General features: G+C 49.5%; 13 protein-coding genes. 11 read left to right on the forward strand and 2 right to left on the reverse strand.

The annotated features are described in order from the left end of the window. Nucleotides 1–44: 44 nt before the first annotated feature. Entirely contained in the window at nucleotides 45–1,520 is a 1,476-nt protein-coding gene (locus O6P33_RS05725) for an FAD-dependent oxidoreductase (RefSeq protein WP_269819471.1), read from the forward strand. 164 nt (nucleotides 1,521–1,684) lie between these two features. On the opposite strand, the gene O6P33_RS05730 is transcribed toward O6P33_RS05725, so the two are convergent. Both O6P33_RS05730 and O6P33_RS05735 read right to left on the reverse strand, forming a co-directional pair. Next, nucleotides 1,685–2,713 (reverse strand): methionine synthase, encoded by a 1,029-nt coding sequence (locus O6P33_RS05730; RefSeq protein ID WP_269819245.1) that lies wholly within the window; start codon nucleotides 2,711–2,713, stop codon nucleotides 1,685–1,687. Nucleotides 2,714–2,813: 100 nt separating this feature from the next. Further along, on the reverse strand, nucleotides 2,814–3,797 hold the full coding sequence (locus O6P33_RS05735; protein ID WP_269819246.1) for a DUF1852 domain-containing protein: 984 nt from the start codon (nucleotides 3,795–3,797) through the stop codon (nucleotides 2,814–2,816). Between the two features lie 567 nt (nucleotides 3,798–4,364). Here O6P33_RS05735 and O6P33_RS05740 point away from each other — a divergent pair. From O6P33_RS05740 to O6P33_RS05785, 10 genes are all read left to right on the forward strand, one after another. Next, on the forward strand, nucleotides 4,365–4,994 hold the full coding sequence (locus O6P33_RS05740; protein ID WP_269819247.1) for a LysE family translocator: 630 nt from the start codon (nucleotides 4,365–4,367) through the stop codon (nucleotides 4,992–4,994). A gap of 100 nt (nucleotides 4,995–5,094) precedes the next feature. Next, nucleotides 5,095–5,688, forward strand: coding sequence for a putative metalloprotease CJM1_0395 family protein (locus O6P33_RS05745; RefSeq protein WP_269819248.1), 594 nt, complete (start codon nucleotides 5,095–5,097; stop codon nucleotides 5,686–5,688). An 84-nt stretch (nucleotides 5,689–5,772) separates the two neighbouring features. Continuing rightward, on the forward strand, nucleotides 5,773–6,123 hold the full coding sequence (locus O6P33_RS05750; RefSeq protein WP_269819249.1) for a hypothetical protein: 351 nt from the start codon (nucleotides 5,773–5,775) through the stop codon (nucleotides 6,121–6,123). Between the two features lie 130 nt (nucleotides 6,124–6,253). Next, nucleotides 6,254–6,919 carry a glutathione S-transferase gene (locus tag O6P33_RS05755; protein ID WP_269819250.1) on the forward strand — a complete coding sequence of 222 codons (666 nt, stop codon included), beginning with the start codon at nucleotides 6,254–6,256 and terminating at the stop codon, nucleotides 6,917–6,919. A 23-nt stretch (nucleotides 6,920–6,942) separates the two neighbouring features. Further along, a complete protein-coding gene (locus tag O6P33_RS05760) occupies nucleotides 6,943–7,638 on the forward strand; it encodes a TraX family protein (RefSeq protein WP_269819251.1) in 696 nt (231 codons plus the stop codon). A gap of 105 nt (nucleotides 7,639–7,743) precedes the next feature. Beyond that, nucleotides 7,744–8,793 (forward strand): lipoate--protein ligase family protein, encoded by a 1,050-nt coding sequence (locus tag O6P33_RS05765; RefSeq protein WP_269819252.1) that lies wholly within the window; start codon nucleotides 7,744–7,746, stop codon nucleotides 8,791–8,793. 174 nt (nucleotides 8,794–8,967) lie between these two features. Then, nucleotides 8,968–9,651 carry a hypothetical protein gene (locus tag O6P33_RS05770; protein ID WP_269819253.1) on the forward strand — a complete coding sequence of 228 codons (684 nt, stop codon included), beginning with the start codon at nucleotides 8,968–8,970 and terminating at the stop codon, nucleotides 9,649–9,651. Between the two features lie 203 nt (nucleotides 9,652–9,854). Next, nucleotides 9,855–10,550, forward strand: a complete 696-nt coding sequence (locus O6P33_RS05775; protein WP_269819254.1) for an AzlC family ABC transporter permease — start codon at nucleotides 9,855–9,857, stop codon at nucleotides 10,548–10,550. Next, a complete protein-coding gene (locus O6P33_RS05780; RefSeq protein WP_269819255.1) occupies nucleotides 10,547–10,858 on the forward strand; it encodes an AzlD domain-containing protein in 312 nt (103 codons plus the stop codon). The genes O6P33_RS05775 and O6P33_RS05780 overlap by 4 nt, the downstream gene beginning before the upstream one ends. Before the next feature lie 196 nt (nucleotides 10,859–11,054). Beyond that, a complete protein-coding gene (locus O6P33_RS05785) occupies nucleotides 11,055–12,893 on the forward strand; it encodes a 3'-5' exonuclease (RefSeq protein WP_269819256.1) in 1,839 nt (612 codons plus the stop codon). Nucleotides 12,894–12,919: the final 26 nt, after the last annotated feature.

Raw genomic sequence — 12,919 nt, forward strand, 5'->3', positions numbered from 1 at the left:
CCCTTTAAACCATTGATAATTAGGGCTCACCTTGCTTGAGCGGGGTGAGTTCAGGGTTGGCGCACATTAGCTTAACTCATGACATACAGCCCAGTTGGGCACTTTGCTTTAAATGCCAAGGACGTGGGCGGATTCGTCAGAAAATCCGCAAAAAAGCCAAGTTGAGCTATCAGGCCGCCTTGTTGCAGTTTGCCCAGCATGGCGGTATTGCGCCAGAACGACCAAAGGCACACTTGTCTGCTTGTCCGAGCTGCCTTGGATCGGGCTTGCGCGCGGCCACTCACCCGCCAGTTGCGGACACTGAAAACTATCCAAATGTCGCCATTATTGGTGGTGGGATTGGTGGTGTGGCATTGGCGGTCGCCTGTTTGCACCGTGGTATTCCATTTACTCTGTATGAGCGTGATCGCGATTTTGCTGCGCGCTCTCAGGGCTATGGCCTCACTTTGCAACAAGCAAGCAAGGCCATCGAAGGCTTAGGTCTGTTCACGCTTGACCAAGGTATCATCTCGACGCGTCATGTGGTGCACAGCACTGACGGCAAAGTACTTGGCGAGTGGGGCGTAAGAAACTGGCGGCATGCCGATGGCAATAAAGCACCTAAGCGCACCAATGTACATATTGCCCGTCAGTCCTTGCGCCTCGCGTTACTGCAGCAATTGGCGGCTCATCCGCGGCCGCATGAGGCAATACAGTGGGGGCATCAACTGGTAAATCTTAAGACAACCCCAGCTGGGGTCGAGTTAAGTTTTATGGTCGATGGTCAGACAAAAACTGCCAACGCAGATTTAGTGGTGGGTGCTGATGGCATTCGCAGTGCGGTGCGTAAGTTAGTTCTGGGGCATGACAACAGTTCATTACATTATCTTGATTGCATCGCTATTTTGGGCATTTGTCCATTAAGTGCGCTCAGCGAGATCGACAGTGATTTGCTCGACTCTGCCACCGTATTCCAAACCGCCAATGGCCACGAGCGCATTTATATCATGCCGTTTGATACCGACTCGGTGATGTGGCAGTTGAGCTTCCCGATGCTAGAAAGCGCTGCTCAAGCCTTAAGTGCTGCAGGGGCTGAGGCGCTCAAAGCAGAAGCTTGTAAACGCGCGCGCTGGCACTTGCCTATTCCACAGATTTTAGCAGCCACGCCTGCAGCTTTAGTGTCGGGTTATCCAGTGTATGACAGGGCTGTATTGAGTGCAGATGCATTAACGGATATAGGGCCGGTCACTTTGCTGGGCGATGCGGCACATCCCATGAGCCCGTTTAAAGGCCAAGGGGCTAACCAAGCATTGTTAGATGCATTGTCGTTGGCCCGCATGATCACTAGAGGGTGTTGCTTGCACTCAAACTGGCGCGAGGCGGGCCTGCGCAGTCGAGTGTTAAGCGAGTTTGAAACGGAGATGCTTGAGCGTAGCGCCATTAAGGTACAAGGCTCAGCCGATGCGGCAGATTTTTTACACTCTGAGGTGGTCTTGCATAAAAGCGATCAGCCTAGAGGTAGCTGTTTAAAGGAATGCTGATCTAAGTTGTCTTGGCGAGCTCAGTGAAACAATCCATGTCGCACATAGCCCAGAATCTTGTTATAGGTTGCTACCTAGGAGCGGGGGCCGCTGGCCCGCATTTACACACCGCTGGCCCGCATTTACATGCGACCACCGGTACTAGCACAGCCGCTGTAGGTTGCTTAAGCTTTCAGCTCACGGCGAATAATTTCAGCACCGGCGCTTAAAGCATTGAGCTTGCCGCGGGCGACTTCGCGCGCTAAAGGCGCCATGCCGCAGTTGGTGGATGGGTAGAGCTTGTCCACATCGACAAATTGCAGGGCTTTGCGCAGCGTAGCGGCGACTTCTTCTGGGGTTTCAATGGTATTGGTGGCCACATCAATAGCGCCAAGCATGATTTTTTTACCGCGGATCAGCTCAAGCAGATCGATGGGTACATGGGAGTTTTGGCATTCGAGGGAGATAATATCCAAGCTGGATTGTTGCAGCTTAGGAAAAACCTCTTCGTACTGACGCCACTCAGAGCCTAAGGTCTTTTTCCAATCGGTATTGGCTTTAATGCCGTAGCCATAGCAAATATGCACGGCGGTTTCACAGTTCAGACCTTCTACGGCTCTTTCTAGCGCGGCAATACCCCAGTCATTCACTTCATCAAAAAACACGTTAAATGATGGCTCATCAAACTGGATAATATCCACGCCTGCGGCTTCGAGCTCACGGGCTTCCTGATTGAGGATCACGGCAAACTCCCAGGCCAATTGCTCGCGGCTTTTGTAATGGGCGTCATACAGGGTATCGACCATGGTCATTGGGCCGGGCAGTGCCCATTTAATCGGTTGCGTGGTGTTCTGGCGCAAAAATTTGGCATCGTCAACAAAGACTGGGTTTTTGCGGCTCACAGCGCCCACTACAGTTGGCACGCTGGCATCGTAGCGGTCACGGATTTTAACTGTTTCACGTTGGGTGAAATCAACGCCATCGAGGTGCTCAATAAAGGTGGTGACAAAGTGCTGACGGGTTTGCTCGCCATCACTGACGATATCAATGCCTGCTTGTTGCTGCTCGTGCAGCCAGACCCGTAAAGCATCCTGCTTACCTTCAATTAAGGCCTCGCCCTCTAAGCGCCAAGCCGACCAAATGGTCTCTGGCTCGGCCAGCCAAGAAGGTTTGGGCAAGCTGCCAGCGGTGGATGTGGGTAGTAAAATGCTCATAGTCGATTCCGTATTAATAAAGCGCTGAATAAGTACCTAGGGAATCTGGGCCACATTATTCAGCGCTTCTTTCAATTCTTGTAGGTGATTAAACGCAAATTCAGGCAGCGTATTTAGCCGACCATTGCTCAAGTAGGGCTTGGTAGGGCTTGATAAAGTGCTCTTGGGTAAATTTACCTTGCTCAAGTGCTAGCGCGTTACGTTCTTCGCGATCATAGACGATTTGCGTGAGTGAGTGATCTTGGTTGCTCAAGCTGGGTTGGTAGCAGTGGCCAGCAGCGGCGTTGGCATTATAAATCTCTGGGCGGTAAATTCTCTGAAAAGACTCCATGGTGCTAATGGTGCTGATCAGTTCCAGATTGCTGTAATCATTGAGCAAATCACCAAAGAAGTAGAACGCCAGAGGCGCAACGCTGTTGGGCGGCATAAAGTAGCGCACGTGTAAGCCCATTTTTTTGAAATATTGCTCAGTTAACGAGGGCTCATTGGGCTCGTATTCCAGGCCAAGGATCGGATGCTCATTGCCGGTTCTGTGATACACCTTGTTATCTGAAACGCTGAGGCAGGTCACTGGCAGCTTAGTAAAGTGTTCTTGGTAAGTTTCTGAATTAACAAAGCTTTTAAAGATATTGCCATGCAGCTCGCCAAAATCAGCCGGAATACTAAACTCAGTCTTGCCTTGATTATGCTCTCTAAGCAGTACGCTAAAGTCATAATCGCGCACATACGAAGAAAAGTTATTACCGATCATGCCATCAATACGTTTGTTGGTCTGGTGATCAACAATAGTGGTTTTTAAGACTTCAATTGCTGGGAAACTGCTTTCAGTGCCTTGATGATCAATTTTCATGTCCACTGAAATGATTTCTAGTTCAACAGTGTAGCGGTCGCCTTTGGGATTGTCCCAATGCGCTAAAGCGTTAAAGCGGTTGTTGATCATCGTTAAGGTATTGCGCAAGTTTTGCTGACGACTTTCACCTCTGGCTAAGTTGGCAAAGTTAGTCGTGGCTCGCGTGTTGTCCGAAGGGCGGTAGTTTTCATCAAAAGCAATGCTGTTGATAGCAAATACAAAGTCGTTAGTCATGGTGCTCTGGTATCCAAATCGTGCGATAAAACCTGAAGGCAAGCTTGTTGATGCTGGACGTTATTGACGTTCCTGGTCGACAGTCTGTAGCGCTTGTTCTTGTTTATGGCTCATTAATAGTTGCTCTAGCAGTCTAGAGTTGAGAATGGATACATTTATACGTGGATGCTGACATGAATAGAAATGATCTTATTTCAGCTGCTACATGAGTAAAGATCATGATCAGCTCAAGGCCAGTGTTTGCTTGGCTAAACGGGGGCTGAGGCGGTTGCTGCCGAGCGCGCAGTGCGGGATTAATGGCTAGCCGATTTGCCTCAATGGGTTTGTCGGTGAAAATTTAGTAAGCTGCAGCCAGACAATTTTACCACTACTGTACAAGGCTAAAGTCATTGTTAAGTTTTGTATGAGTACATCAAAAGTGCAATATATAAGTCGTTTAGATGCTCAGGTCGTTAGCGTGAGTTTTAGAACAGGTATTAGGGCAACGCCAAGGGCGCTAGTGCGTTATGGCCAGACTGTTATTGGCCAGATTGTTGCAGCGCTCGACGTGCCAACTAGGGGTTAAGATTGGACTTATTACAAGGGCTCATCGTTATTACGTCAATCCATCTTTTGGCTGCGGCGTCGCCTGGGCCTGATTTTGTTTTAGTGTCGCAACAAACGTTATCCAATGGAAAAAAGGCCGGGTTAATGTGCAGTATCGGCATTGCTCTTGGTCTGGCAATTCACATTGTGTATTCGTCACTAGGCTTGGCTACGGTGATAGCCAACTCCGCGAATGCATTGTGGGTGATAAAAATATTGGGTGGTGGCTACTTGCTGTATTTGGGCGTTCAAGGCTTGCGCTCTAGGCCGACAAGCGGACAAGAGCTGGTTGCGCAAACTGCTGTGAAGTACTCGGCGCGTAAAGGTATTGGTGTGGGTTTTCTGTGTAATGCATTGAATCCCAAGGCGCCCATCTATTTTGTATCGCTGTTTACTGTGGTGCTTTCACCCGACATGCCACTGTATCAACTCGCCATCTACGGTGGCTGGATGATGCTGATTCAATTGGCTTGGTTTTCCACGGTGGTGATGCTTTTATCTCGACCTGCGGTAAACGCACAATTCAAAAAGTGTGGCCATTGGCTTGAGCGCATTTTAGGCGGGGCAATGATCGCACTGGGTCTTAAAGTGATCGCCACACGAACTGGCTAGGGCTGCAGGTGCGTATTCAGTCATTGCTGATGCAGCTGGATCAGAGTTGGCACTAACGGCATACTATCTAGACTAAAACCATCACTCTTGGAGGGCTGCTATGAATATTTCATCAGTTGGCCATTCTTTTGCCGCGCACAGTTATACGCGCCGCTCTGAGCAGGGCGTAGCAGAGCAGTCCGCTGACGACAAAACTTCAGTTGTAACCGCAGCAACACTAGCTCCTGAGCAAATGAAAGAGTTGCAAGAACTCAAAGCCCGCGATCGTGAAGTGCGTGCCCATGAGATGGCGCACTTGGCTGCTGCTGGTGGTTTGGCCACCTCTGGTGCGACCTTTACCTATCAGCGCGGGCCTGATGGCGCCAGTTATGCCATTGGTGGTGAGGTGAAGATTGATACGTCAAGCGGTAATAATCCAGAAGATACCATTCGCAGAGCGCAAATTATTCGTGCCGCCGCGCTCGCGCCCGCAGAGCCTTCAGGTCAAGACCGTGCGGTAGCTGCTAAAGCCGCGCAAATGGAAGCCGAAGCCCGCGCTGAGCAAGCCAGCGTGGATAATGATGCTGAGCCAGAGCTTGATGCTGTTGATGAAGTTGCGCAGCAAAACAGTGCAAAGGGTAAAGTAGCGACTGCGCAATATCAAAATGTTGCTGCTGAGTTTAAAAGTGATTCGCAGCTGAACTTGCAGGCTTAGTTTACTGGCTTGGCTGACAATGCAAAACCGCATGCAGCGTCTAACTGCCAAGCTCGCTGCACTACAACGTCTAAGGAGTTCGTTATGAAAATAAAAGCTGCTGTGGTTGTGTTGGCCTTTATTCTCGGCATGCCTTGGGCTTTTGCTGAGCGCACCTGTCGCACGGATTCCTTTGGGACCACAAGGTGCAATGACGGCACTACATACCGCACGGACTCGTTTGGCACTACCCGAGACAACCGAGGCAACTCATGGCGCACCGACTCCTTTGGTACGACCCGTGGTAGTGATGGCAGCACATACCGTACGGATTCATTTGGCACTACCCGAGACAATCAGGGCAATTCATGGCGCACTGACTCTTTTGGTACCACTCGTGGCAGTGACGGCTCCACATGCCGTACAGATTCTTTCGGTACCGTGCGTTGTAAATAAGTACGCCGTGCTGCGCGGTGCGAAAACTGTGTGCCGCTGCGGGCAGTTGTAGTCCTGCGGGCGACTTGCCCAAGACAGAATAAAATCCGCTATAGTCTGTGCGTCCTTTAATTCAGCTAGGAAGCACGCTATGACTGTCGCACTGCCTCGTTTGTACTCCTTTCGCCGCTGCCCATACGCCATGCGCGCTCGGCTCGGTCTTGTGTTTGCCGGACTGCAAGTGGAGCTGCGCGAAATTGTGCTGAGAAACAAACCTGCGCAGATGTTGGCGATCAGCCCCAAGGGCACTGTGCCAGTGCTGCAACTGCCTGCAGTGGGAGATGCGCCGCGCCAGGTTATCGAAGAAAGCCGTGAAATTCTTGAGTGGGCGCTGCAGCAGAGCGACCCACATGGCGTGTTAAAAACTGATGTAGCTGGCGCACAGGCATTGATCGAGCAGAACGATAATGAGTTTAAGCACTGGCTGGATCGCTATAAATACGCTGACCGTCATCCAGAGTTCACTCAGCTTGAGTATCGAAAAAAGGGTGAAGTGTTTTTGCAGGTGTTAGACAACCTGCTGGCGCAAAACACCTACTTGCTGGGTGCCCACATCAGTATGGCGGATATCGGCATCATGCCCTTTGTGCGTCAGTTTGCCCATGTTGATCGAGAAGCGTTTTATCGCCTGCCGTATCCACATCTACAGCAGTGGTTAAAGGATTGGTTGCAGCACCCCGTCTTTGTGCAAATTATGCATAAGTACCCGCCCTGGCAGCTGGGCGATGAGTTGGTGGTTTTTCCGTTGGCTGAATGAGGGGGGTTTTTGGATGCGTGCACTTGAGGGTTTCTAATGCGGCTCTAACCGCCATCAAATATATCGGCATTGCCGCGATGCTGCTTGATCACTACAACAGTTTTGTTAAAGCTGAATACAGCCCGCTGTTGTATGAAATCGGTCGGCTGGCGCTGCCGTTGTTTGTGTTTGTCTTGGGCTATAACTTAGCCAGAGTGCCAGTAGCGAAAATACCCAAGATTATGCTGCGGCTGTTGCTGTTTGGGCTTTTGGCAACACCGCTGTATAACATCCTTGATGCCGGCTTGTGGTACTGGTGGCCGCTGAATATTTTATTTACCTTGCTGGTGGCCTGCGCAACTGTTTATCTGCTGGCCGTACCTGTGCCTCAGCGTTTTGTCATTGCTGTGCGTTTGGCTGCGCTGCTGTTTTTTATTGGCGCAGGCAGTATGGTGGATTATGTCTGGCTTGGGCCGGCTCTGGTTGTGGTGATTTGGCGTTTATCTGTAACTGCCAGTCACTGCGAGCGCGTGAGTCTTTATAGTGCTTTGTCATTGCTTGCTGTATTGCTGTGCCTGCTAAATGAGAGCTTGGCAGCACTGCTTGCGGTACCGGTCATCTGGTTGTCGCTACAGTTTTACCGCGATAGGCAGTTGCCGCGCATGAAGTGGTTTTTCTACTGGTTTTACCCTGGGCATTTATTAGTGCTGTTGCTGCTCAAACAATTGCTGAGCGGCTAAGGAGGACGTTGCCGAGGCCGCGTTTAAAGCCTTGCTTGGTCTGGGGCAGGCTCTTAGAATGAGATCAGTTCTCAATATGTAAATTTAATTTCGTAGGGTGAAAAAATGCATGGTGAATATAAAGTGCCTGGCGGCAAGCTAGTGGTGGCCGATGTTGCGGTGCAAGACGATTGCTTAACTCAGGTGAGTATTTCCGGTGATTTTTTCTTAGAGCCTGACACGGCGTTAGATCTAATTAACCAAGCGTTAGTGGGTTTGCCCAGCACCGCCAGTCAGCAACAATTAGCGGCGGCGGTGACTGCGGCGTTGGATGAGAATGTCATGATGTTTGGTTTCTCCGCCGAAGCCGTGGCCATTGCTGTGCGCCGAGCCTTAGGTAAAGCCAGCAGTTGGTTGGATCACCAGTTCACCTTGATTCCACCTGTGACTTTACCGGCAGCGATGCACGTGGCGTTAGATGATGTGCTGGCTCAGTCTGTGGCGCAAGGCGTGCGTGGGCCGACGTTACGTTTTTGGGACTGGGATGACTCGGTGGTGGTAATTGGTTATTTTCAGTCGGTCAAAAATGAAGTGGATATGGTTGCAGCCAAGGCCGCTAATGTCGCAGTGGTGCGCCGCATTACCGGTGGCGGAGCAATGTTTATGGAGCCGGGCAACTGTATTACCTATTCATTAACGGTGCCAACTTCCATTGTTGATGGTATGAGCATTGAGCAGTCCTATAAGTTTTTAGACACTTGGGTGCTCGAAGCCTTAGCTGAGGTGGGGATCAAAGCGCATTATCAGCCGTTAAACGACATTGCATCACAGCAAGGTAAAATCGGTGGTGCGGCGCAAAAGCGTTTTGGTACTGGAGTCTTGGTGCATCATGCCACTCTCGCGTATGACATTGACGCCGACAAAATGCTGCAGGTGTTACGCACAGGCCGTGAAAAGCTCTCAGATAAAGGCACCACCAGCGCGAAAAAACGCGTTGATCCGATGCGCAGCCAAACAGGCTTAAGTCGTGATGCGATTATCGAGGCTTTTACCCAGCATTTTGCTCAGCGTCACCAAGCGCAAACGGGCGATTATTTACCTGAGGAATTGGCCAGCGCCAAGGCATTGGTTGCTGAGAAGTTCTTAACTGAAGATTGGCTCTACAAAGTACGGTAGCAGCAAACGTACATGGCGTAATGCATTGTGCTGCGCCCTGTTGCTCGTGTTATTGCAGAAAAACCTGTTGGGCACTGCCAATAACAGCTGTGGGCTGTGAATCCTTGTAGCTTCTGTGGGTAAATAGATCTACAGTGCGATCCTCAAAAATTACATAGCCCACAAAGAGACAGCATGAAGCCATTAAGCAAGCTTGCCACCGCCATTATTCCTAACAATGGCGGTGAGTTAACGCTATTTCGCCGCGAGGATGAGTTCTCAATTCGTTTGTCTGGCGTGCGTGGCGAGTTGATGAATAGCCGCCTGTATAATTCTGAAGAAGAATTGGCCAAGCTTGGCTGTGCGCATATTAAAGAAAAAGATCAAGCCAAGGTTTTAGTTGGTGGTTTGGGGATGGGCTATACCTTGGCCGCAGCATTGGCCAGTGTGAATGCCAATTCGCAAGTGACGGTAGCAGAGCTGATTCCAGAAGTGGTGGAGTGGAATCAGGGCCCGCTGGGCGAATGTGCAGGTCGTCCTTTGAGCGATGAACGTTGTAAGGTTCGTGTGGGCGATATTGCTGAGTTAATCAAACTGGAGCAGCCAGACTTTGATGCCATTTTGTTGGATGTGGATAACGGTCCAGAAGGCATTACCCACAGCAATAATAACTGGTTGTATTCCAGCCGTGGTCTAGAGGCTTTGTATAACAGCTTACGTCCTGAAGGAATGCTGGCAGTGTGGTCTGCTGGCGCTGATGTCTTATTTCCCATTCAGCTGAAAAAGGCCGGTTTCATTGTTACTGTGCGTACTGTACGGGCGCGACCGGGCAAAGGCAGTCGGCATACTATTTTCTTGGCCCAAAAGCCTTGGCGCTAGTGTTTGACTGATGGTGTTAATAAGTTTGGATTTGAGCTTTTGGGTGATCTTGGCGCGCTTGTGAAACTAATACGGCTGCTTTGCAGCTTGCTGAATAAATCAGCCGTCTATTTTAAACACCGGCATTGATTACAGGACAGCCCTGCGCCACTGCTTAGTTTTGCGTTAGACTCAGCGTCTTAATTTTTCTGCAGTTGTTGTTTATGAATGATCAAACCTCATCAAGTCGACAGCGTTTTTGGCTGGGTACTTTGCATATTATTCCCTTGTGCTTGGCAGTCTTGCCTTGGGGGGTGCTGGCTGGCTCAATGGCGGTGAGCCAAGGCTTTACGCCATTACAAAGTATGGGCTTGTCGGTGTTTGTCTTTGCCGGTGCGGCACAACTGGTGACCATCAGTATGGTGGCTGCTGGCAGCGGTTTTATTGCCATTTGTTTAACTATTTTAGTGATTACCGCGCAGCATTTGCTCTATGCGTTGATTTTGCGTGAGCATGTGTCCAGTTTGCCGTTTAAAAAACGCCTGCCCGTGGCCTTTTTGCTCACTGATGAATTATTTGCCTTAAGTGTGGGTAAAAAGTCATACGATTTTGCCTATTTAATGGGTGCAGGCTTATGCTTTTATTTAGCTTGGATCGGCTTTACCGCGATAGGTGTGGTGCTGGCGGCTTCGGTGCCTAATCTGGCTGATTACCATTTAGACTTTTCCATCGTGGCAACTTTTATTGCCATTGTTGTGCCGATGATTAAACGCTTAAGCAGTTTAGTAGGGGTGGTGGTTTCGCTGGTTTTATCTTTGCTACTCAACAGTTTTGCGGTAGCGGGGGCCATTGTTATTGCCGGCTTATTGGGGATGCTCTGCGCTGTGGTCGTAGCGCGCTGGCGCGGTGAAACACTATGACTTGGTTGCTGATTTTTGTGCTGGCCGGCATCGTGTTGTTAAATCGTTATGTGTTATTAGAGCCGCGTTTACCCATTCGCTTACCAAGCTTTATTCGCCAAGCCTTGCAGTATTCTGCACCGTGTTTATTGACCGCAATTTGCGGACCCATTTTGCTCGGTGATAGCGGCTTAAACGGCTTGTCCAGCAGCCCTTACACCTATGCCGCATTGTTTAGTATTGGCTGCGCTTGGGTGATTAAAAATATGTTGCTGTCGGTGCTGGTCAGTTTGGCCGGGTTTTATACGCTGTTGTATTTTGTAGGCTGAGTAGCGGGCGTTAATTAAAACGTTGGGTACGACATAGTAAGCACAGATGGACGTTGGTACGACGAGTTGTAACGCGACGGCTATTAGGATTCGATTGCTAGACAGAGCAGCGTGGACTGTTCGGCTTGAGATAATTTATATAAGTATTAATCTTAGGCGCTTCTAAAATGGATATTTGCAGTTAAGGCGAAGGTGAATGGCGTTATTTTTTCCAGCACGTAGTGCATGTGTATTTGATACTAATGGTGAGCGACGCTTTGCCGAGCGTTTAGATAAAAAGCTTGGGAATGATTACCTATGTTGGTTTAATGTGCCCGTTGGACCTAAAGCTTTGCAGCCTGACTTTATGGTGCTGCACCCAGGACGTGGCTTGTTAATTTTAGAAGTCAAAGATTGGCATATAGATACCATCGACTCGTTAGATCTAGGGCAGGTTAAACTGAAGGTCAATGGCGATTTGGTCACTGATAAAAACCCACTGACGCAAGCACGTATTTATGCCTTAGAGGCAGCCGTGTTGCTGGAAAAAGACCGGCTGCTGCAGCAAACAGCTGGCCAATATAAGGGCAAGCTCATCATGCCTTATGGTTGGGGTGTGGTGCTGAGTAATATCACCCGAAAGATGTTTGATGAGCAGCAGTTGGGTCGTGCGCTCGATGCGGATCGGGTCATCTGTCAAGATGAGATGCTTGAGTCGACCTCGCCAGAAATGTTTCAGCAGCGCTTATGGAATATGTTTCATCAGGTGTTCCCTTGCCAGTTGCGCCCAGAGCAGGTGGACCGTGTCCGTTATCATTTGCACCCAGAAGTGCGCATCAACACCGAGAGCGGGCAGTTTGGTTTGCTCAGCGAAGAGCAAGCGCCGCTGCCTTCTCTGGTGAAGGTTATGGATTTGCAGCAAGAGCAGCTAGCACGCTCGCTAGGTCGCGGGCATCGAGTGATTCATGGTGTCGCCGGCAGTGGCAAAACCATGATATTGGGTTATCGCAGTCAGTATTTAGCTGCGCTGGCAACAAAGCCTGTATTGGTGCTGTGCTACAACAAATCCTTAGCCAGTCGTTTACAGCAAGTCATTCAGCACGGCCAAGCTACTGATAAGGTTGAAGTTGTACATTTTCATGGCTGGTGCAAAAAGTTATTAGAGCGTCATCAAGTTAAAATAGCAGAAGGATCGGCACCGGCTTATCAGCGTCAAGTGAGCAGCACTATCGATGCAGTGGCGGCGGGTAAAATTGATCATCACCAATATGCGGCGATTCTGATTGATGAGGCTCATGATTTTGAGGCGGACTGGTTTAAAGTCGTGGTGCCACTACTGGACCCAGAGAGTGATTCTTTGCTGGTACTTTACGATGATGCACAGTCGATTTATAAAAATAAAAAGACCCTGGGTTTCACTTTTTCCAGTGTGGGCATTCAAGCCCGTGGCCGCACCACAGTATTGCGCACTAATTACCGTAACACCCTAGAAATACTGATGGTTGCGAAACATTTTGCCCGCTCTATTTTTACTGAAACTGCTGAGCAACAGGAAGACCTGATCCCCACTTTGAGTCCTGATAGTGCTGGCCGACGCGGTGATATGCCTGAGTTGCAGTGCTTTGCGACTGCAGAAGCTGAGGCGAATTATATCGCTGAACGCATTGCTCAACAGATTCAACAAGGTGTCTGTGCTGACAAAATAGCCATTTTATACCGGCACAACCTTCAGACTAAAAACTTAGAAAAGGCCTTAGCAGGATTAGGCATTGCTTTTGTCAGCACCAGTAAAGAAAGCAATAAAATGCAGCTCTACAGTGATGTGCCTAGCGTGAAGGTGGTCAGCATGGCTTCCAGTAAAGGTTTGGAGTTTGACAGCGTATTTATTCCTCATCTCAATCAAATGCCAAATAAGAAAAGCAACTTAGAAAACGAGGCGCGTTTGCTTTATGTGGCCATGACCCGCGCCATTGAAACGCTGGTTCTTACCTATCATGGGAGCTCGGAGTTTACCGAGCAAGTGCAGCAGGCCATTGCTCTGGCTGAAAAGTATTAGCACATCGCAAGCTTGGTTTTTAGCTT

The organism is Denitrificimonas caeni (assembly GCF_027498055.1).
Classification (GTDB): domain Bacteria; phylum Pseudomonadota; class Gammaproteobacteria; order Pseudomonadales; family Pseudomonadaceae; genus Denitrificimonas.